The sequence below is a fragment of the uncultured Roseicyclus sp. genome (assembly GCF_937892565.1).
Classification (GTDB): Bacteria; Pseudomonadota; Alphaproteobacteria; order Rhodobacterales; family Rhodobacteraceae; genus Roseicyclus.
Genome location: NZ_CALAHQ010000005.1, coordinates 80,245 through 100,535, shown reverse-complemented (window position 1 = coordinate 100,535; position 20,291 = coordinate 80,245). Strand labels below are relative to the sequence as shown.

At 65.0% G+C, this 20,291-nt stretch carries 21 protein-coding genes; 9 read left to right on the top strand and 12 right to left on the bottom strand.

Annotated elements, in window-relative coordinates:
• Positions 1-429: 429 nt before the first annotated feature.
• The 3 genes from Q0094_RS01080 to Q0094_RS01070 are packed head-to-tail and all read left to right on the top strand — an operon-like array spanning position 430 to position 2,676.
• Entirely contained in the window at positions 430-1,383 is a 954-nt protein-coding gene (locus tag Q0094_RS01080; protein ID WP_297614318.1) for a sulfurtransferase, read from the top strand.
• On the top strand, positions 1,383-2,498 hold the full coding sequence (locus tag Q0094_RS01075; RefSeq protein WP_297614316.1) for a YeeE/YedE family protein: 1,116 nt from the start codon (positions 1,383-1,385) through the stop codon (positions 2,496-2,498). Before Q0094_RS01080 ends, Q0094_RS01075 begins: the two co-directional genes overlap by 1 nt.
• Positions 2,499-2,502: 4 nt before the next feature.
• Positions 2,503-2,676: a hypothetical protein gene (locus Q0094_RS01070; protein WP_297614313.1), complete on the top strand. Its 174-nt coding sequence runs from the start codon at positions 2,503-2,505 to the stop codon at positions 2,674-2,676.
• Between the two features lie 58 nt (positions 2,677-2,734).
• On the opposite strand, the gene Q0094_RS01065 is transcribed toward Q0094_RS01070, so the two are convergent.
• On the bottom strand, positions 2,735-3,367 hold the full coding sequence (locus Q0094_RS01065; protein WP_297614311.1) for a ribonuclease T2: 633 nt from the start codon (positions 3,365-3,367) through the stop codon (positions 2,735-2,737).
• 128 nt (positions 3,368-3,495) lie between these two features.
• Here Q0094_RS01065 and Q0094_RS01060 point away from each other — a divergent pair, with 128 nt between their 5' ends.
• Positions 3,496-4,266 carry a cell cycle transcriptional regulator TrcR gene (locus tag Q0094_RS01060; protein WP_297614309.1) on the top strand — a complete coding sequence of 257 codons (771 nt, stop codon included), beginning with the start codon at positions 3,496-3,498 and terminating at the stop codon, positions 4,264-4,266.
• A 97-nt stretch (positions 4,267-4,363) separates the two neighbouring features.
• Here Q0094_RS01060 and Q0094_RS01055 read toward each other — a convergent pair whose 3' ends face one another.
• Genes Q0094_RS01055 through clpS form a run of 3 tightly spaced genes read right to left on the bottom strand, consistent with a single transcriptional unit; the run spans position 4,364 to position 6,563 of the window.
• Positions 4,364-5,176 (bottom strand): SDR family oxidoreductase, encoded by an 813-nt coding sequence (locus Q0094_RS01055; RefSeq protein ID WP_297614307.1) that lies wholly within the window; start codon positions 5,174-5,176, stop codon positions 4,364-4,366.
• A 30-nt stretch (positions 5,177-5,206) separates the two neighbouring features.
• Positions 5,207-6,199, bottom strand: coding sequence for a methyltransferase (locus tag Q0094_RS01050; RefSeq protein WP_297614305.1), 993 nt, complete (start codon positions 6,197-6,199; stop codon positions 5,207-5,209).
• A gap of 19 nt (positions 6,200-6,218) precedes the next feature.
• Positions 6,219-6,563 (bottom strand): ATP-dependent Clp protease adapter ClpS, encoded by a 345-nt coding sequence (gene clpS, locus Q0094_RS01045; protein ID WP_297614303.1) that lies wholly within the window; start codon positions 6,561-6,563, stop codon positions 6,219-6,221.
• 93 nt (positions 6,564-6,656) lie between these two features.
• On the opposite strand from clpS, the gene Q0094_RS01040 reads away from it, so the two are divergent.
• Both Q0094_RS01040 and Q0094_RS01035 read left to right on the top strand, forming a co-directional pair.
• Positions 6,657-7,361 carry an HAD family hydrolase gene (locus Q0094_RS01040; RefSeq protein ID WP_297614301.1) on the top strand — a complete coding sequence of 235 codons (705 nt, stop codon included), beginning with the start codon at positions 6,657-6,659 and terminating at the stop codon, positions 7,359-7,361.
• Between the two features lie 57 nt (positions 7,362-7,418).
• Positions 7,419-8,087: a CDP-alcohol phosphatidyltransferase family protein gene (locus tag Q0094_RS01035; protein ID WP_297614299.1), complete on the top strand. Its 669-nt coding sequence runs from the start codon at positions 7,419-7,421 to the stop codon at positions 8,085-8,087.
• A 40-nt stretch (positions 8,088-8,127) separates the two neighbouring features.
• On the opposite strand, the gene Q0094_RS01030 is transcribed toward Q0094_RS01035, so the two are convergent.
• Positions 8,128-8,814, bottom strand: coding sequence for a COQ9 family protein (locus tag Q0094_RS01030; protein WP_297614297.1), 687 nt, complete (start codon positions 8,812-8,814; stop codon positions 8,128-8,130).
• Between the two features lie 118 nt (positions 8,815-8,932).
• On the opposite strand from Q0094_RS01030, the gene rpsU reads away from it, so the two are divergent.
• Positions 8,933-9,139: a 30S ribosomal protein S21 gene (rpsU, locus tag Q0094_RS01025; RefSeq protein ID WP_297614295.1), complete on the top strand. Its 207-nt coding sequence runs from the start codon at positions 8,933-8,935 to the stop codon at positions 9,137-9,139.
• 117 nt (positions 9,140-9,256) lie between these two features.
• On the opposite strand, the gene Q0094_RS01020 is transcribed toward rpsU, so the two are convergent.
• From Q0094_RS01020 to Q0094_RS01005, 4 genes are all read right to left on the bottom strand, one after another.
• Positions 9,257-9,910, bottom strand: a complete 654-nt coding sequence (locus Q0094_RS01020; protein ID WP_297614293.1) for a hypothetical protein — start codon at positions 9,908-9,910, stop codon at positions 9,257-9,259.
• On the bottom strand, positions 9,907-10,047 hold the full coding sequence (locus Q0094_RS01015) for an aa3-type cytochrome c oxidase subunit IV (protein WP_297614291.1): 141 nt from the start codon (positions 10,045-10,047) through the stop codon (positions 9,907-9,909). The genes Q0094_RS01020 and Q0094_RS01015 overlap by 4 nt, the downstream gene beginning before the upstream one ends.
• A 100-nt stretch (positions 10,048-10,147) precedes the next feature.
• Positions 10,148-11,173 (bottom strand): MBL fold metallo-hydrolase, encoded by a 1,026-nt coding sequence (locus Q0094_RS01010; RefSeq protein WP_297614289.1) that lies wholly within the window; start codon positions 11,171-11,173, stop codon positions 10,148-10,150.
• Positions 11,170-12,861 carry an acyl-CoA dehydrogenase gene (locus tag Q0094_RS01005; RefSeq protein WP_297614324.1) on the bottom strand — a complete coding sequence of 564 codons (1,692 nt, stop codon included), beginning with the start codon at positions 12,859-12,861 and terminating at the stop codon, positions 11,170-11,172. Before Q0094_RS01005 ends, Q0094_RS01010 begins: the two co-directional genes overlap by 4 nt.
• A 120-nt stretch (positions 12,862-12,981) precedes the next feature.
• Between Q0094_RS01005 and Q0094_RS01000 the strand changes: the two genes are divergently transcribed.
• The gene (locus Q0094_RS01000; protein WP_297614286.1) at positions 12,982-13,941 is read left to right on the top strand and encodes an L-threonylcarbamoyladenylate synthase; all 960 of its coding nucleotides are present in this window, start codon (positions 12,982-12,984) and stop codon (positions 13,939-13,941) included.
• A 58-nt stretch (positions 13,942-13,999) separates the two neighbouring features.
• Here the strand turns inward: Q0094_RS01000 and Q0094_RS00995 are convergent, their stop codons facing one another.
• From Q0094_RS00995 to Q0094_RS00985, 3 genes are all read right to left on the bottom strand, one after another.
• A complete protein-coding gene (locus tag Q0094_RS00995; RefSeq protein ID WP_297614284.1) occupies positions 14,000-15,100 on the bottom strand; it encodes a site-specific DNA-methyltransferase in 1,101 nt (366 codons plus the stop codon).
• A gap of 79 nt (positions 15,101-15,179) precedes the next feature.
• The gene (locus Q0094_RS00990) at positions 15,180-15,818 is read right to left on the bottom strand and encodes a ribonuclease HII (RefSeq protein WP_297614282.1); all 639 of its coding nucleotides are present in this window, start codon (positions 15,816-15,818) and stop codon (positions 15,180-15,182) included.
• Between the two features lie 169 nt (positions 15,819-15,987).
• Complete coding sequence (locus tag Q0094_RS00985; protein WP_297614280.1) at positions 15,988-17,190, bottom strand: Coenzyme F420 hydrogenase/dehydrogenase, beta subunit C-terminal domain; 1,203 nt, start codon at positions 17,188-17,190, stop codon at positions 15,988-15,990.
• A 201-nt stretch (positions 17,191-17,391) separates the two neighbouring features.
• Here Q0094_RS00985 and Q0094_RS00980 point away from each other — a divergent pair, with 201 nt between their 5' ends.
• Entirely contained in the window at positions 17,392-20,205 is a 2,814-nt protein-coding gene (locus tag Q0094_RS00980; protein ID WP_297614278.1) for a molybdopterin oxidoreductase family protein, read from the top strand.
• Positions 20,206-20,291: the final 86 nt, after the last annotated feature.

Genomic DNA, 20,291 nt, shown 5'->3' with positions numbered 1-20,291 from the left:
GCGGCGGCCGGTCCGGTGGACCGGGCGGCCCCCGGAAGGGCGAAGCCCCGGCCCATCGGGCGGGGGCGAACCGCTGAAAGCGGCGGCCGGTCGGATCGAAAACCGACTCGGCCCTGCGATCACCACAGCCAACAAAAGCCGCGGGTCGTGGAAAACCGCATCCGTTGCGCTGGGCAACGGCAAAGTCCAAATGTTTTCCATTCTCTGACTTGTCACGAAAAAGAAGAACGAATGTTCTGTTCATGCGGCTGACAAGGGGCAACATTGTCAGCCAGCGGCCTTGCGCGAACAGGCGCCATGCCAGAATGCGCCCGGCGCGAAAATCAATCTTGGCTCAGCCGGCCTTGGCGGGGGCGCTTGGCTTGTCTTTGCCTGCGACGGCGGCGACATGGCGATCATCCCGATCCTGTAATCTGCAAGGAAACGATCATGAAACGCATCGCAACCGCCATAACAGCGCTTATCTTGATGACTGGTACGGCTTGGGCCAATCTTGGCCCGCTGGTGACGACGGCCGATCTGACGGGCGCGCTCCAGACCGATCCGCCCATCATCCTCGACATCCGCGCGCCGCGCGCCGCCGAGGGCAAGCCCAATGTCGAAACCTACACCGCCGGCCATATTCCCGGCGCGATCAACGCGCCCTATGGCCGCTTCCGTGGCCCGGCCGAAAACCCCGGCCAGCCGCCCTCCGAGGCAGATCTGACCACGCTGTTGCGGGAATTGGGGCTTGAGGCCGACAGCCGCGTCGTCATTGTCCATCAGGGCAAGGACGAAACCGATTTCGGCGCCGCCGCCCGGGTTTACTGGACCCTGAAATCAAGCGGGCTCACGCAGCTTTCCATCCTCAACGGCGGGCTGAACGCCTGGGTCGCGGCCGGTCAGCCGCTGTCGACCGACGGCGCGACAGCCCAGCCCAGCACGATCAGCGTCGCCTTTTCGGACCAGTGGACGGCCAGCGCCGACGACATCCGCGCCATTCTGGCCGGTCAGGATCAGGCCCTGTTGCTCGATGCCCGCCCCGAGGCCTTCTGGTCGGGCGAAACCAGCCATGCCGCCGCCGCCCGCCCCGGCACCTTGCCGCAGTCGCGCTATTTCGAACATGCAGGCTGGTTCGGCAATGGCCCGGCGATCATCGATGCCACGGCGGCGCGCGCTCTGGCCGAGGCGCAAGGCTTCAGCACGCAAGAACAGCTGGTCAGCTTTTGCAACACCGGGCATTGGGCCGCGACCAACTGGTTCGCCTTGTCGGAGCTTGCCGGTCTGGAAAATGTGAAGCTTTACCCGGAATCGATGGTCGGCTGGTCGAATGCGGGCGGTGAGATGGCCAATGTGCCCGGACCGATCCGCAACCTCTGGATCCAGATCAAGAATATCTTCTGATGTTGATCGCAGCACAAACGCCGGCCCGCGCCGGCATCGCAACCCGCGCCGCCCTGATAGGGGCGGCGCTTGTCTTGGCATTGGCCGTGGCGGCACTTGCGGGTGCGCGCTACGGCTTGTTGCTGCTGGTGGGTCTTGGCTTTGGGATCGCTCTGGAAGGTCTGCGGTTCGGCTTTGCCGGGCCTTGGCGGGCGATGATCCTGCGCCGCGAGGGGGGTGGGATCTTGGCCCAGCTTCTGGCCATCGCGCTGGTGGCGGTGGTGGCCTTTCCGCTGCTGGCGTCCTTTCCCGATGAGATCTTGGGCGCGCATGCCCCGGTTGGCTTTGCCATGATCGGCGGGGCCTTTGTCTTTGGCGCGGCGATGCAGATCGTGCTGGGCTGTGGCTCGGGCACGCTGGTCAACGCAGGCTCGGGCAATGCGGTCAGCCTTGTGGCCTTGCCGTTTTTCGCCATCGGCTCGTTTCTGGGCGCAAGCCACCTGTTCTGGTGGACAGGGCTTGGCAGCTTGCCTGTCGTGGCCCTGGCCGGGGGATCGGGTCTTGGCGTGACGCTGGCCGGGCTTGCGGGTCTGGCCGCTTTGGTCTGGTGGCGCGCGACACCCGAGGGTCGGGTGCTGCCGCGGCGTCTGATGCTGGCGGCACTGGCCGTGGCGGGGCTTGCCGTCTTGAACCTGATGATCGCTGGCCAACCCTGGGGCGTGGTCTATGGGCTTGGGCTTTGGGTCGCCAAGGGCGCAAGCCTTGTGGGCGCCGATCTGGCCGCAAACCCCTTTTGGGGCGCGGCGGGCAATCAGGCGCGTCTGGCCCAAAGCCTTTTGACGGATGTGACATCGCTGACCAATATCGGCATCATCGGCGGGGCCTTTCTGGTGACGGTCTGGCGCGGTGGGCTGTCGCAGCCCTTGCAACGATTGCCGCGACGGGCGTGGGTCGCCGCCGTGATCGCGGGGCTTGCGCTGGGCTATGCGTCACGGCTGGCGTTCGGCTGCAACGTGGGCGCGTTCTTCAGCGGCATATCGACAGGCAGCCTGCATGGCTGGGTATGGTTCGCGGCGGCGTTCCTGGGCTCGGTGGTGGGTGTGCGACTGCGGCGATCCTTGGGCTTTGAAGGGTGATGGCATGCTGACCAGACGACTGACCGCCACCGCCACACTGGCGCTGATCACCGCGATCATCATCGCCGATCTGGCGACCAGCCTGCCGCTTGATCCGTTCCGGGCCCCCCCCGCGATTGCGCTTGGCTCGGGGCAGGCCGCCAGCGGGGCGCATTGCGCGGCCCTGCCGGGGCGCTGATCTGCGGGCGGCACACAGACACAAGCCATGGGCCCCACGGGCGGCCCATGAGCCCACCCTAGCGCATCGGCGCAAACAGCGCGTCGCGCAGGCGGCAATCACGCGCCACATCGGGGGCGCAATCGCGCGGTTCCAACGCGCGGGTCAGGCAGATGCGCACCTCCTGCACCCGGCCCTCGCGGCAGGTGACGGTCAGCATGGGATGCGTCAGATCGGGGTTTTCCTCAAGAAAGGCCTCTTCGACCATGGCGGCAGACAGCCGGACCACCCGGTCGATCTGGCGCAAGATCGCGGGTTGCTGCACCCGCTGATAGGCCCGCCGCGACAGGTCGAAATACGCCCCGGCCGAAAGCCCCGAACAGGTGCCGTGCTTGCGCCACTGATGCCAGGCCAGGCCCGATGACCCCATGATGTCGACCATACCGGCGGTCATCGCACGCGACGGCGGGCGCGCTGTGGTCGGGCAGAAACTGGGCCAACCCTCCTCGTATTGCGGCCATAGCCCATGCAGGGTGAACCCATATCCCTGTCGTGGCTCACATTGTGGCGCGGCGCGCGCATCGCCTTCCAGCGCACACCATGTGGGCGTCCAGCTCAAGGCCAGCACATAATAGTCAAAATCGCCCGATCGCTGGCCCTGGGCCGATGCCATGCCCGCCAGCCAGATCATGCAAAGCACCAAAACCCGCATTTCCTCTTCCCTCAGCGGCCATGGGCGCCTATATACCCCGCAACTTCCCCGAAATCGAGGAATGGCGGACTGGCTCCGCCGCCGGCCCGCCCGGCAGGGGATGAGGCGTATCTGAAGGACGGATGACGATGAACAAACCGATCATGGCCAAGGCCACCGCTGTCTGGCTGGTGGACAATACCACGCTCAGCTTCAAGCAGATCGGCGATTTCTGCGGCCTGCACGAGCTGGAGGTTCAGGGCATCGCCGATGGCGACGTGGCGCAAGGCGTCAAGGGCTTCGACCCGATCGTGAACAACCAACTGACCCAAGACGAGGTCACAAAGGCCGAAGCAGACCCTTCCCATATCCTGAAACTCAAGTTCAACGCTGCCGCCGTAGGCGAGGAAAAGCGCCGCGGCCCGCGCTACACGCCGCTCTCCAAGCGGCAGGACCGCCCGGCGTCGATCTTGTGGCTGGTGAAATTCCACCCCGAGCTGACGGATGGTCAGATCTCCAGTCTGGTGGGCACCACCAAGCCCACGATCCAGACGATCCGCGAGCGCACGCATTGGAACATCTCCAACATCCAGCCCATCGACCCGGTGGCGCTTGGGCTGTGCCGCCAGTCGGAATTGGACGCCGCCGTTCAAAAAGCCAATGCGCGCAAGACCAAGGATGGTCGCGTGATGACCGATGATGAGCGCATGAAGCTTGTGTCGACCGAAACGAGCCTTGGCATGGATACCGAACCGCGCTTGCCCGGCAAGCTTGCAGGTCTGGAAAGCTTTACCCTGTCGCGTGATGACGAGGATGAACCGCGCCCGCGCCGCGATCTGGACGCAAGCAACCTCTTCAACCTTCCTGCCGCCGACGAAGACGACGAGGACGAGGACAACGACAAGCCCCGCCGCCGCTGATCCGCACAGCACAGCGACGATCCCCCCGGAATGACACAGGCCCCGACCGCAAGGATCGGGGCCTGTGTCTGTCATGCCAGCCCAGGCCGCACCCCGGTCAATGCGCGGGTGCCGCGACCGGGTCCAACAGGCTGCGGCCGCCATCAACGGTGATGATCTCGCCCGTGACAAATCCAGCCCCTTCGGAAGCAAGGAATTGCACCGCGCCCGTCACCTCGCGGGCGGCGGCGATGCGGCCCATGGGCGTGCGGTTGCGGATTTCGTCGCGCAGGCCATCGGTCTCGGCCAGCGCCGTCTTGAGGCTGTTGGACATGACCGAGCCAAAGCTGACCCCGTTCACCCGGATCCGGTGCGGCGCCAGCGCCAGCGCCAAGCTGCGCGTGGCCTGCTCAAGGGCGGCGGCGGCGATGGAATAGCCCATCAGATCGGGATGGCTGCGAGGCGTCGCGATGGTCGAGATATTGATGATCGACCCGATTGCACCATCGCCCGCGCGGCCCTCGGCCTCGGCACGCGCGATCATCCGCCGCGCAACCGCTTGGCTCAAGCGCAGCGCGGTCATCATGTTTTGCTCCAACAGCGTTTCGACAGAGCTGTCGGCCGCATCCAGCGGATCGGTCGGCAAAAGCTGGCGGCTGGCGTTGACCAGAATATCGATCCCGTCAAAGGCATCGACCGTGGCGGAAACCAGATTTTCAACCGTCAGTTTCTGGCGCAGATCGCCCGAGAACCAGCAGATCTGCCCCTGATCCTCCCTGATTTCGCCGCATTCATCGGCCAGCCGCGCCTTGTCGCGGTCGGCAAACATCACATTGGCGCCCCGGTCGATGAAATGGCGCGCGATGGCAAGGCCGACGCCATTGGCCGCACCCGTCACAATCGCGGTCTTGCCCTGAATGGAAAGGGTCATCTGTCGTATCCGGCCCCCAGCTATCGGCGTTCAGCGCTTCGGCTTTGCCGCCTCGTATATCTTGTAACCTTCCAACTCGCCCAAAAGCCGACCGGTCCCAAAGGCAGCCTTCAGAGCGTCTTCATAGGGCAGATGGCGGTTTGCGACCATGAAAAATCGCCCCCTTGGGCTGAGCATGCGCGCCGCTGCCGCGATAAAGCCGCGCCCCAACGCCGGATCGGCCTGTCGCCCGATGTGAAAGGGCGGGTTTGACACGATGGCGTCATAGGCCGCTTCGGGCTGAAACAGCGTTACATCGGCCCAATGAAACCGCGCGCGGGGATCGTCAATATTGGCCACCGCCGCCTCCAGCATGGCGTGATCGGCTTCGATCAGGTCAAGGGTGTTGATCCCCGCCTGCTCGGCCAGAAGTTCGCCCGCGACATAGCCCCATCCCGCACCCAGATCGGCCACCCGCCCCGTCAACGGCGGCACGAGCGCCACCAGCAACTCCGACCCGCGATCCGGGCCATCGGCGGAAAAGCCGCCCGGCACGGTCACATAGCCCTCTTCGGTTTCAAAGGGCGCGGCCAACCAGCCCAGCACCGCTTCGGGCAACGCCGCGGGGCGGATGAGCCAGATCAGCTTGCCATGCGATTTTGAAAAGCTGCCCGCGATGTCAAACGCGGCGCGCAGCAGCTTTTGGATTGCGTCGATGCCTTCATCCTTTTGACCATCGACCATCAAAAGCCCGCCGGGACGCAGCGCACCCAGCGCGTCGACAATGGCCCCCATCGTGCCAGCCTTGGCCTTGACGATCTGCACCAGGGCTGCTGCGTAGCTTTCGCCCTCGGGCAGATCGGGGGCCACGGGCAGACCGCGCGCGGCCAAGCGGTCGTGATCGGGGGCAAATCCCTGGATGCACTGCACCGCCCCCAGGGCTGCGAAATCCGCATCGCCGCGCGCGCCCATCACCAAAACAGCACCATCCGGCAGGCTTATGTCACCCGCCTCAAGCGCAAGGGTCCAACGATCAGGGGTCATGGCATGGTGCGAGAACGATCTAGTCCTCTTTCTCCATCGTGCATTGCAGGGGGTGCTGGTTGCGCCGGGCGAAATCCATCACCTGCGCGACCTTGGTTTCCGCGATCTCATAGGAAAACACGCCGACCACGGCCACACCCTTTTTGTGGACGGTCAGCATGATCTCGACCGCGTGGCTGTGGCTGATGCCAAAGAAGCGCTCAAGCACCAGCACGACGAATTCCATCGGCGTATAGTCGTCGTTGAGCAGCAGCACCTTATAGAGGGGCGGGCGCTGGGTCTTTGGTTTGGTCTTGGTGATGACAGTGGCGTCGCCCTCGGTCTTGGGCTTGTCCGCCATCATCTGCCAGCGGTCGATCTGCATCGCGTCTCCATTCCGCTTCGGTCTGCCGGCTGTCCCTTGCATGGCTGCACTATATAAGGCGCAAGGCGATTCCGCAAAGAGGGGGTTTAAGCGATGGCAGCCCATTTGACCACCATCGGCTTTGATGCCGATGACACGCTGTGGCAGAATGAAAGCTTTTATCGGCTGACACAGGACCGCTTCAGCGGCTTGCTGGCCGATTATGCCGACCGCACCGCGCTTGAGGCGCGGCTGCTCGAAGCCGAGCGGCGCAACCTTGGCCAGTACGGCTACGGCATCAAGGGTTTCGTCTTGTCGATGATCGAAACCGCCATCGAGGTGACAGATCGCAAGGTTCCCGCCACAGTCATCGCCGAACTGCTGGCCGCAGGTCAGGACATGCTGCGCCATCCCATCGAGCTTTTGCCCCATGCGGCCGAGGTTGTGGCCGAACTTGCATCGCGTCACCGCCTGGTGCTGATCACCAAGGGCGATCTTTTGGATCAGGAACGCAAACTGGCACAGTCGGGTTTGGGCGATCTGTTCCATGCAGTCGAAATCGTCTCGGACAAGAGGCGCGACACCTATGCGGATGCCTTTTGCCGGCATGGCGATGGGCCTGAGCGTGCCATGATGGTGGGCAATTCGATGAAATCCGATGTGCGCCCGGCCCTTGATGCGGGGGCCTGGGGGGTGTTTGTGCCTCATGGCTTGAGCTGGGCCTTGGAACATGCCGAACCGCCCACGGGGCATGTGCGGTTCCGCGAACTGCCCGATCTGGGCGGGCTGCCCGCGCTGGTGGCCGATCTTGCACGCTGACGACCAGATGCGCAGCAAGCGATTGACCCGCCGGGGCACAGGCACCAAAGCTGTCGCATGATCGACGCCGCCCTTTTGCCTTTGCAGCGCCGGCTGCTTGCACCGCCCGGCCGGTTTCTGGCCGCGCGCGGGGTGCGTGCCGATCAGATCACGCTTGCGGGCTGTGTGATCGGGCTGGCGGCGGCGGGGGCGGCGGCGCTGGGGCTTTACGGGTTGGCACTTTTGGGGCTGATCATCAACCGGCTGGCCGATGGGCTGGACGGGGCCGTGGCGCGCATCAGCGGTCCGACCGACCGTGGCGCATTTCTGGATATCGCGCTTGATTTCGTGTTCTACGCGGCCTTTCCGCTGGGCTTCGTTCTGGCCGATCCGGGGGCCAACGCGCTGGCAGGCGCGGTCTTGATCGCCAGCTTCATCTTGTCGGGCACATCGTTTCTGGCCTTCGCCACGGTGGCGGCCAAGCGCGGGATGGTGGCACCGGCCTATCCCTCCAAGGGCATCCACTATCTTGGCGGCCTGACCGAAGGGGCCGAGACCGTCGCCCTTTTCGCGCTGTTTTGCCTGTTTCCGCAGACCTTCCCGGTTCTGGCGCTGATCTTTGCCGCCGCCTGTACGGTCACCGGCGTGACACGGCTGATCGCAGGCTGGCAGAGCTTTGGGCGCGAGCCGGTTTCCACACAGACGGCGGGCGGGAAAACGCAAGTTTTCCCGGATGAAAACCGATAGGTTTTCCGTGCGGAAATCTTGAGATTTCCGCCCCCGCCCCTCAGCGCCGCCAACGCCCCGGCAGATCGGCGGGCGCGGCACCCGGCGCCTTGATGCGGGCGGCCAGCCAGTCCGGGCCAGCCATCAGCGGACCCAGGATCTTGCTGTCGCGAAGCGCCTTTTTCGCGCGCTCGATCTGCATCACGTCATCGATCCGGCGATCCAGAAAGGCCCAGCTTGCACCATGACCCATCGATTGATCACCCAGCCAATAGAGCACCGTGGCCGAATACACCCCTGAAAGCGTCGCGCGTTTGGTGTACCAGTTCAAATCATCGGATGTGTCGCCCAGCGCGGTCCAGATGGCATCGGCCGTCTGCCACAGGGCCTTGGCCCCATCGGCCGCATGCAGGGGCAGCGCAAACAACGTCACGCCCCGGCGCACCGCTTCCTTGTCGTGTTCCACCAATTCCAGCCGGGTGCGAATCGCAAAGGCCACCCGGTCGGAATAGCGCAGCGCGCCCAGATCGGACTGGGCCAAGCGGACCAGCATGGCGGCATCGCCTTGCGCATGAAAGGCCAGCGCCAGATCGACCGCCCCACGCGGACAGAGCGCGCGCGCCTCGGGCAGGGTGAGCCCCGCATCGGCAGCCGCCGCACGAAAACTGGTCTCTGACCAGCCATCAAAGGGCACATGCATCAAGGCGGCCGCGATCAGCCGGGTCTTTGGATCAGTGCTGTCAGACATGAGATGGGCCTTTTCTGGCGGTCGTTTCGGGAGCGATGGACAAGATAGGGGGGATTTGCTAATGGGCCAGTTCCTGCACTCAAACGCAACTCTAACTTAGGAAGGTGGTGACACCAGAATGCAGGTCAGTGTTCGCGACAACAATGTCGATCAGGCGCTCCGGGCTCTGAAGAAAAAACTTCAGCGCGAAGGCGTTTTCCGTGAAATGAAGCTCAAGCAGCATTACGAAAAACCTTCGATCAAGAAAGCACGCGAGAAGGCTGAAGCCGTCCGCCGCGCCCGTAAGCTGGCGCGTAAGAAGGCGCAGCGCGAAGGCATGCTTTAACGGCCTGTCCGATCGGTAACGCGATCCATAAGAAACGAACCCCCGCGGCCTGGCCACGGGGGTTTTGTTTTTGGGGGGCTTGTTTTGGGACTGTCGTCTGCCGGCGGTATCGCGCGCTCAGTTGGTCGCGGCCACCTGTTCGGCCGCACGCTGGCGGCCCAATTCGGCCCGGGCCTGGGCTTGCAACAGTTCCAGATTGTCGTCTGCGTCGTCATCATAGATCCGGCTTTCGCGCACACCGGGCAGCCGGGCGAAGCGCTGCATCATGCGGGCCGGAAACAGGTTCGTGCCGATCGCCTCGAAGCCGGGCGTGGCAGCAAGAACCCGGCTGATCGAAAAGGCGCAGCGCGCGGGTGGTACCGGGCCCGCGCGTTCGACCGCAGCGATCAGGCTGGCGGCCACCTCGGGGGTGACATCCACCGCCTGCACGACGATGTGAAAGGTCTCGCGGGCGTGGTAATCATTGTAAAATCCCAAAAACGGCTCCCGCATGCCGTAAAGCACGTCGTTTCGCTCGGGGATCATCGGGTGAAACCAGCTGCCCGCCGGATCGAACAAAACCCGTTCGGCCCCGTCGATCATGAGGGCCGAATGACCGCCTGTCCCGTTGGTGTTCGAGATCATGGTCATCAGCGTCACGGTGGTGGGCCCGCCGGGGCTATAGCTCGCGGCGCTGACGGCTGTGTCAGGCGCCCAGACCTCTTGGGCGACGCAACCGCCCAGCGCGCTGACCACTGCCAGCGCGCCCGCGATGCGCCGCAAGGCATTCATCGCGCGAAAATTGCCAGAAAGACAACGATGCCGATGCTGATCAGGGCAATGTTCACGCTCCAGCGCATGAACCCGTCAAAGGTCTTTTGCTGTTCGGTGATGTCCATATCGCCATGCTTGTGCTGCTTGTCGGCCATGTCGTTTCCCTCCGGTTCGGGTCTGTCTGTGCTTTGATCGGGCCATAGCGCATTCCGCCTGTGCTGTCAGCCCTTTGGGCATCGGGCACGGCGCCGCAGGTCAGCGCGCCAGATGATAGGCCCAAGCCCCATCCGCGCGACGCACCCGCGCGACCGCGCCTTGCGCCAAAAGATGGTTCAGATGCGCCACCGCCTCGACCAGGGCAAGGCCATAGCTGCTTTCGTCGATCTCGCGCTTGAAGAGCGGTGCGAAACATTCGACCGCGCTGAACGGCCCGTTCGCCAGATGATCGCAAAGCCGTTGCAGCGCGCCATGATGATTGTCGATCAAGTGGCGCAACCGGTCGGGCAGGCCGGTAAAGGGCAGCTTGTGACCCGGCAAGACCAGATGATCCGCTCGCGCCAAGGGCTGAAAGCCTGCGCAGCTTTCCAACCATTCGCCCACCGGATCGGCGCCGGGTTCGGTCGCATAAACGCCCAGATTGGGGGAAATCGTGGCCAAAAGCTGATCGCCCCCGATCACCAGATGATCGTCGCGGCTCCAGAATGTGGCGTGATCGGGGGCGTGACCCTGGCCAAAGCGGATGTCCCAGTCGCGCCCGCCCATGCGGATGGAACCGCCATCGTGCAGCCGGGTGAACCCCAGCGGCAAGGGGTGGACCACATCGCAGAAATTGAACGGCCGCTCGGCCCGGCGTTTGTCCAAAAGCGCCGGGTCCATCCCCGCCCCTTGCCAATGGGCCAGCGTTTCGGCGGACGGCAGGGGCTGTTCATCAAGCACCAGCATCCGCGCCATCAACCACGCGGTGCGCGGCATGCACACTTCCGCCCCGCGCGCCTGAAACCAGCCCGCCAGCCCGACATGATCGGGATGGTGATGGGTCACGATCATCCGCCGCACCGGCAGCCCGGCCAAGGGTCCGGCCAGCGCCGCCTCCCACAAGGCGCGGGTGCGGCCGGTGTCAAGCCCGGTGTCGATCAGCGTCCAGCCATCCGCGTCGCGCAGCGCATAGGCATTCACATGGTTCAGCACCATGGGCAGCGGCACCCTGAACCACAGCACATCCTCGGCGATACGGGTGGCGTGCCCCGGTTCGGGCGGGGTGTCATGGGGGGTGTGGATCATGCCGACAGATCGTCGGGCGACAGGTCATAAAGCCCGGCCGCCCCCTGCTGCGCCTGAGCCAACAAGCCGCCTGCCTCGGGCAAGAGCCGGTCGATGTAGACGCGTGCCAAAGCCACGCGGGGGGCATCGCCCACCGCCGCCGCGCGCAAATGGTAAAGCCCGCCCAGACTCCGCGCAAAACCCATCAGATAGGGCACGGCGCCCCCGAAGCGGTCGTTGAGGTCCATCGCCAGCATCGCGGCCGTTGCCCGGCGCAAGGCCTCCGCCATCTGCGCCAGTGGCGCGCCCATGGCATGAGCGCGGGCCTCATGTTCCACCGCATCGATCAGCGCATGGATCGCCGCGCCGCCATCGGCCATCTTGCGGCCCACCAGATCCATCGCCTGAATGCCATTGGTGCCTTCGTAAATCGCCGAGACGCGCACATCACGGGCGAATTGCGCCACCCCGGTGTCTTCGATAAAGCCCATGCCGCCATGCACCTGAATGCCCAGATTGGCCAGCTTGATCCCCGTTTCGGTGCAAAACGCCTTGGCGATGGGGGTCAACAGGGCGGCGCGCGCCGCCTGATCGGCATCGCCCGCATGGCCCAGATCGATCGACATTGCCAGATCCAGCGCCAGCGCCCGCGCGGCAAGCGTTTCGGCCTTCATCTCTGCCAGCATCCGCCGCACATCGGCATGATCGATGATCATGCCCGTGCCACCCGCGATCAGGGGCTGGCCCTGTCGGCGGGCCGCCGCATAGGCGACGGCAGCCTGCGTTGCAGCATCAGCGATCGACACACCATGCAGCGCCACACCCAGCCGGGCATTGTTCATCATCGTGAACATCGCGGCCATCCCCCGATGAGGTTCCCCCACCAGCCAGCCCGTGGCCGCCTCATACTGCATCACACAGGTGGGCGAGCCATGCAGCCCCAGCTTGTGCTCAAGGCTTACCACCCTCAGGCTGTTGGCCCGTCCGGGATTGCCATCGGCATCGGGAATGCGCTTGGGCACCAGAAACAGCGATATCCCCCTTGTGCCACCGGGCGCATCCGGCAGACGGGCCAACACCAAGTGCACCACGTTTTCGGTGAAATCATTATCGCCCCAGGAGATGTAGATCTTTTGCCCTGTCACGGCATGGCTGCCATCGCCATTGGGCACCGCCCGGGTGCTCAATGCCCCCACATCCGAGCCCGCCTGTGGTTCGGTCAGGTTCATCGTGCCGCACCACTCGCCGCTGGCAAGCTTGGGCAGATAGAGCGCCTTGATCGCATCCGACCCGTGATGGGCCAGCGCCTCGATCTGGCCCTGGGTCATCAACGGGTTCATCTGCAACGCCAGACAGGCCGCGCCGGTCATGTCGTTGACACAGGCCGCCACCGTCTGCGGCAGACCCAGACCGCCATGGGCCGGATCGGCCGACATCGCGGTCATCCCCGCCTCGGCCATGGCGCGATAGCCCGCGGCAAAGCCCGGCGGCGTGCGCACCACCCCGTTTTCCAGCCGCGCGGGGTGACGGTCGCCCACCCGGTTGAGCGGCGCCAGAACCTCCTGGCTGATGCGCCCCGCCTCGGTCAGGATCGCGCGCACGACATCGGGCGTTGCCTCGGCATGGGCGGGGGTGGCGCGCAGGCGCTCGAAACCCACCACATGGGTCAAGAGAAACTCGAATTCTTGCACGGGCGCCTGATAGGGCATGGGCCGGCTCTCCGTCGTGATGGTGTTGCCATGTGATTGCATGGGCGCGCCCTTCGCGCTACCCCCACACAGCTAGGCGCCGCGCCCGGCCCGGATCAACCCCAACGTCACGTCAAAGCGATGCCCGCCGCAGACCTTCTTTTGCCAGACGCCACCGGCATCGCCCGCGCCGCAGCCCTGTTGCGCGCGGGCCAACTTGTCGCGCTGCCCAGCGAAACGGTCTATGGGCTGGCCGCCGACGCCACGCAAGACGCCGCTGTGGCGGGCATCTACACCGCCAAGGGGCGGCCCGAATTCAACCCGCTGATCGTGCATCTGCCCGATCTGGCCAGTGCCATGGCAATCGCCGATTTTTCCGGCCCCGCGCTGGCGCTGGCCCGTGCCTTCTGGCCCGGCCCGATGACGCTGGTCTTGCCGCTGAAACCGGGCCATGGGCTGTCGCCACGCGTGACGGCGGGGCTGAGCACGGTCGCGATCCGCCTGCCCGCCCATCCGGTGATGCAGGCGGTGTTGCGCGCCACGGGCCGCCCGCTTGCCGCACCCTCGGCCAATCCGTCGGGCCAGATCAGCGCCACGACGGCCGAGCATGTGCGCGCGGGGCTGGGCCATCGCATCGCCGCGATCCTTGATGGCGGCCCGACCATGGTGGGGGTCGAATCCACCATCCTCGCCCCATCCGATACCGGCACCCGCCTGCTGCGCGAAGGCGGCCTTCCACGCGAGGCGATCGAGCCTGTCACCGGCCCGCTCATCGCCGACACCACGCCCGGTGCCCGCATCGAAGCGCCCGGCCAGCTTGCCAGCCACTACGCTCCGCAAACGCCCCTTCATCTGGGCGGTGCGCCCCGCCAGGGCGAGATCGTGATCGGCTTTGGCGCCAACACGCCGGGCGATCTGACGCTGTCGGCCAGCGGCGATCTGACCGAGGCCGCAAATCGCCTGTTTGCCACCCTCCACGCCGCCGACGCCCTGGCCCAGGCGCGCCATGCCCCCGCGATCCGCATCGCAGACATCCCCGACACGGGCCTTGGCCGCGCGATCAACGACCGGCTCCGCCGCGCCGCGGCCCCGCGCGACTGATCGCTTCATCTTTCCCAAATACGCATGCCGCGCAGTCGCGCGGTTCAGTCGGGACAGATCAGCGCTCCATCTCGGCGCGCACTTGCTGGCGCAACACATCGATCGGCACGGTCTGCCCCTCACGGCGGAAATGCCAATAGGTCCAGCCGTTGCAGGATGGCGCGCCTTCCAGCATCGCGCCCACCTGATGGATCGATCCCTTGACCGCATCGGCGATCAAGGTGCCATCCACCCGCACCTTGGCCATCTGACCACGCGCATTGACCAGCATCTCGCCCGGGCGCAGCATCCCGCGCTCGATCAACTGCCCAAAGGGCACGCGCGGTTCGGCCCGTTTCGACCCCACAACCTCCAAGGCGCTGCGATCAAAGCGGCGCACCTTGGCCAACCGCGCTTCGGCAATCGCGCGGTAGCTGTCCTCGCGCTCGATGCCGATGAAATCGCGCCCCAGCATCTTGGCCACGGCCCCGGTCGTGCCGGTGCCAAAAAACGGGTCCAGCACCACATCGCCGGGATTGGTCGATCCGACCAGAATCCGGTGCAACAGCGCTTCGGGCTTTTGCGTCGGATGGGCCTTGTCGCCGTGGTCATCCTTCAGCCGCTCGCCACCGTTGCAGATCGGGATCACCCAATCCGACCGCATCTGCACGCCGTCATTCAGCGCCTTGAGCGCCTCGTAGTTGAAGGTGTATTTGCCACCCTCGCCCTTTGAGGCCCAGATCATCGTCTCATGCGCATTGGTCAGCCGCTTGCCCCGGAAATTCGGCATCGGGTTCGCCTTGCGCCAGACCACATCGTTGAGGATCCAGTAGCCCTGATTTTGCAATTCGGCCCCGACGCGAAAGATGTTGTGATAGCTGCCGATCACCCAGATCGCCCCATCGGGCTTGAGCAGACGCCGCGCCGCCGCCAGCCAGTCACGGGTAAAGGCGTCATAGGCGGCAAAACTCGCGAACTGATCCCAATGGTCGTCACAGGCATCGACCAGCGTGTTGTCGGGCCGGTGCAGGCTGCCCTTGAGTTGCAGGTTGTAGGGCGGATCGGCAAAGATCAGATCGACCGACGCCTCGGGAAGCCCGCGCATCACCTCGATGCAATCGCCGGCCAGAATCGTGTTGAGCGGCAGCAGGGCTGCCTCGGGATTTGTCTTGGTTTTCATCTCTGCCTCTGTTCCGCGCCTCTGACGGGCGTTCGCGGTGTTCGCGGGCAGAATCGCCTAAAGGTGATTCGCAGTCAATTTATTTTTTGGAATCAAGGATTTGCAAGCCACCCGATTGCAAGATGTTGTGTACCGGACGGAACGAACGTCTATGGTGGGGTGTTACCCCCATATCTTGTAGGGCGGCCAGATGGGCCGCCGTTGGGTAGCCTTGATTGACCTCCCAGCCATAGCCGGGATGCGCCCGGGCCAGCCCCGCCATCAGCCGATCACGCGCCACCTTGGCAATGATCGAGGCCGCCGCCACCGACAGGCTTTTGGCATCGCCCTTGATCAAGGTGACCCCGGGGCAGGGCAGACCCTCGGGGCAGGCATTGCCATCGATCAGCGCGGCATCGGGAACAAACCCCAACCCCAGAACCGCGCGCTGCATCGCCAACAGCGATGCGGCCCGAATGTTGAGCGCATCAATCTCTGCCACGCTGGCCCAGCCAAGACCAACATGGGCTGTGGCATGGATCACATCGAACAACGCGGCCCGCCGCGCGGCCGACAACACCTTGGAATCATTGAGCCCGTCGGGTATGCGGGCCAGATCCAGCACCACCGCTGCCGCCGCCACCGGTCCTGCCAAGGGGCCACGCCCCGCCTCATCCACCCCCGCCACACGGGTGCCAAGGGCCATTTCATGGGTCAGATCAGGGGTGGGTCGGGTCATGATGCCACCATCCCATGGCGTGGCGGTGCATACAAGATCGGGCGGGGTGAACCGGTTCAACGTCTCTGTTTCAAACCTGTCCCCGCCAGAGGCACAGACCCTGAGCCGGGCCCGCAGGGGGCCGGCGAGGCAAAGAAAACGCGCGGAACGCGCACCTTTGGATCACGGATCAATCGGCGCGCGTCTCGTCCTTGGCGGGGATCAGCCCATAGCGCGCGGCGACCCGCCAGACATGCGACGGCACCATGTTCTTGACCCGCGCGGGATGGGCGCGGCGCAGATGCACAATCGTCTCGATCGCCTTCATCTCGATGCGCGCACGGGCAAACTCGAGCCCCCTTGGACCGATCCGGGGCTGCAGGAAGCTCACGATGGGGCGCAGCCAATCGGGCATGGCACGCAAGGGCATGCCGCCCGCGGCGCGCAGGGTATTGGCCATGAAGCCCTTGACCGCGCCCTCGCGCTTGCCGCGATCGGTCAAGGGCCGTTCCGCCAGACGCCCCGCAAGTCCCGCCAGCATCTCGGCGCCGCGATGGTTGCGGGTGATCACCCATTGATCACCGTCACCGCCCATGTAGCCCACCGTGATATCGGCCAGCCGGTTGGTGTAATCCACACAGGTCTTGCAGGTGATCGGAAAGAAATCGGGCCGCAGTTTTGAAATCGGCAGCTTCAGGAACGGCACGACCCGCGCGGGCCGCCCGTCATCGAACCGCAATTCGACACGGTAATCGGCACGAAACTCCAGATAGGACACCGTCTGAGGTGCCGTATCGAGCAAGGCCAGGAACTCATGAAAGTTTTCTGTCGTGGTGTTGTCGGAACATGGCGTTCCGATGACATAAATGCGCGCAAATCCAAGCTCTGCCTCGATTGCGCGCAAAGCGTAGACCTGACAGGGAATGCCGATGACCGCGATGCGCTTGTGGCCCGCCGCTGCCGCCGGTTCCAGCGCGGCCAGCGTCGGCGCATAGCCCATGCGCATGCCGCGGCATTGGGCCAATTCGGCCGGGTCGGTCACGATCACGGGTTCCGGTCGCCAGCGATCCTCGGGATGGGCGCGCACGGCCAAAACCGCATCGACCCGTCCGCTTTCCAGCAGTGCGGCCGCCAAAGCGGTTGTGATCCCGCTCCACTGCGCGCCGGGGGCGGGGGGCGACAGCCGCAGGCGCTGCATTGCCAATGTGACCCCAAAAAACGCCTCATCGCCCAGATCGGGGTCGGCCACCCGGCCATGGACGCGATGCTCGGCCGTCTCGTAATCGGGTTGGATGAATTGACAGGCCCGCCCACAGGCCCGACCATCGCCGATCCGGCTGATGCCGCAATCGGTGCAAAGCCCGGGTCGCGCGGCGCCCGTGATCACGGGCACGTTCAGGCCAGGCAGGGAATGATCCTTGGGCATAGGAATGGGTCCGATCCACAGACACCCGTCACTATCTGACGCGCCATTCAAGCTGTCAATTTAAGTTTACACACTTTGGAGCGGCGGCTGCCCTTCACCTCGCCCATTGCATCCCGGACCAGACCCGGCCAAAGCTTGTCCCGGAACAAACATCGCAGCGGAAAGCGGATGAAGCACCAGCAGCCATCACTCGATCTGTCGCCCAAGACCGGCGACAGCATCGCCAAGACGACCTGTTACATGTGCGCCTGCCGTTGCGGCGTCGATGTGCACCTCAAGGATGGGCGCGTCGCCTATATCGAAGGCAATCGCGATCACCCGGTCAACAAGGGCGTGCTGTGCGCCAAGGGGTCGGCGGGGATCATGCAGGTCACCGCCCCCTCACGCCTGCGTGCGCCCCTGCGCCGCGTGGGCCCGCGCGGATCGGGCCAGTTCGAAGAAATCAGCTGGGACGACGCGTTGGCGACAGCGACAGGCTGGATGGCCCCCCTGCGGGCCCATGCACCTGAAAAGCTGGCCTTTTTCACAGGGCGCGACCAGTCGCAATCGCTCACCAGCTGGTGGGCGCAACAATTCGGCACGCCCAATTACGCCGCCCATGGCGGCTTCTGCTCGGTCAATATGGCAGCGGCGGGCATCTACACGATGGGCGGCGCGTTCTGGGAATTCGGCCAGCCCGATTGGGATCGAACCAAGCTTTTGTTGATCTTCGGCGTGGCCGAAGATCATGACAGCAACCCCATCAAGATCGGGCTGGGTCGGCTCAAGGCGCGCGGGGCGCGCGTGGTCGGCATCAATCCCATCCGGTCAGGCTACAACGCCGTCGCTGATGATTGGATCGGCATCACGCCGGGCAGCGACGGGCTTTTGATCTTGTCGCTGATCCATTGCCTTCTGCAGGCGGGCAAGATTGATCTCGACTATCTGGCGCGCTTCACCAATGCGCCCGTTCTGGTGAACGAAGACCCCGCCTCGCCCGAATGCGGGCTGTTCTTGCGCGATGCGGCTGGCAAGCCCCTGGTGATCGACCGCGCGACAGGCCAGCCGGTGGCCTATGACGCGCCCGGCATCCTGCCCGATCTGGCCCATGGCCTGCGCCGCGCGGGGATCACCCACCGCCCGGTGTTCCAGCTTCTGGCCGAGCGCTATCTTGACCCCGCCCATGCCCCGGAAGCCGTGGCCGAGCGCTGCGGCATCCCAGCCAGACGCATCCATGCACTGGCCGCCGAACTGGCCCGCGTGGCCTTTGACGAGGCGATCGAGATCAACCAGCCCTGGACCGATTTCCGCGGTGTGCGGCACGAAAAGATGGTGGGCCGCCCCGTCGCCATGCATGCGATGCGCGGCATCTCGGCCCATTCCAACGGCTTTCAGACCGCCCGCGCGCTGCATGTGTTGCAGATCCTGCTCGGCACGGTCGAAACGCCGGGCGGTTTCCGCTTCAAGCCGCCCTATCCCAAACCGCCCGAGGCCCACCCAAAACCCCATGCCACCGCCACCCCCGGCCAGCCGCTCAAGGGGCCGCATCTGGGCTATCCGCTGGGCCCCGAACATCTGGCGCTGACGCCCGAAGGCACACCCGCCCGCATCGACAAGGCCTTTTCGTGGGAAAACCCGCTTTCGGCGCATGGGCTGATGCATATGGTCATCGCCAATGCCCATGCAGGCGACCCCTACCGGATCGACACGCTGTTCTTGTACATGGCGAACATGGCGTGGAATTCCTCGATGGGCACGGGCCGCGTGATCGAGATGCTCACCGACACCGACCCCGAGACGGGGGAATATGTCATTCCGCGCATCATCTATTCCGATGCCTACGCCTCCGAAATGGTGGCCTATGCCGATCTGATCCTGCCCGACACGACCTATCTGGAACGCCACGACTGCATCTCGATGCTCGACCGCCCGATATCCGAGGCCGATGCCGCCGCCGATGCCATCCGATGGCCGGTCGTGGCGCCCGATCGCCCCGGCCATGAGGGCGTGCGCGGCTTTCAATCGGTGCTGATCGATCTGGGGGCGCGCCTGGGCCTGCCGGGTTTCGTGACCGCCGATGGCAGCCCCGCCTATGCCGATTACGCCGATTACATCCAGCGCCATGAACGCCGTCCGGGCATCGGCCCGCTGATGGGCTTTCGCGGCGACGGCACCCAGACCGGCCGCGGCGCCCCCAACGCGGAGCAGATTGCCCGCTATATCGGGAATGGCGGGTTTTTCACCCACCACATCCCCGAAGCAGCACAATACTTCAAACCCTGGAACACCGCCTATCAGGATTGGGCGGTTGATCTTGGGCTCTACGACAGCCCCCAGCCCTATGTCTTCAACCTCTATCTCGAACCCTTGCGCCGCTTCCAGCTGGCGGCCGAAGGGCATGGGGCACAGCAGCCGCCCGACCATCTGCGCGACCGCATCCGCGCCACGATGGACCCGCTGCCGATCTGGTACCCGCCCTTGGGCGACGCCCTGTCAGAGCAGGCGGCCTTTCCGCTGCATGCCCTTACGCAACGCCCCATGGCGATGTATCACAGCTGGGGCAGCCAGAACGCGTGGCTGCGCCAGATCCATGGCCACAACCCGCTCTATGTGCCGACCAATATCTGGCAAGATCACGGCTTTGCCCAAGGCGACTGGGCACGCGTAAGCTCGCCGCATGGCACGATCACCGTGCCGGTGGCGCATATGGCCGCACTCAACCCCAACACGGTCTGGACATGGAATGCGATCGGCAAGCGCAAGGGCGCCTGGGCGCTGGCCCCCGATGCCCCCGAGGCGACCAAGGGCTTCTTGCTGAACCACCTGATCCACGAGCTTCTGCCGGCGCGCGGCGACGGGCATCGCTGGTCGAACTCCGACCCGATCACCGGGCAGGCGGCATGGTTCGATCTGCGCGTGCGCATCGAAAAGGCCCCCGCCCCGGCAGAGGTTCAGCCAAATTTTCCACCCCTGCGTTCCCCATGGCCGATCACGCAACGATGACCCGGAGCCGCCCCATCTTTGCTTTCGAAATACTCTCGGGGGAGCGCGAGGGGGCAGACAGCCCCCTCGCACCGGTCGCCTGCGCC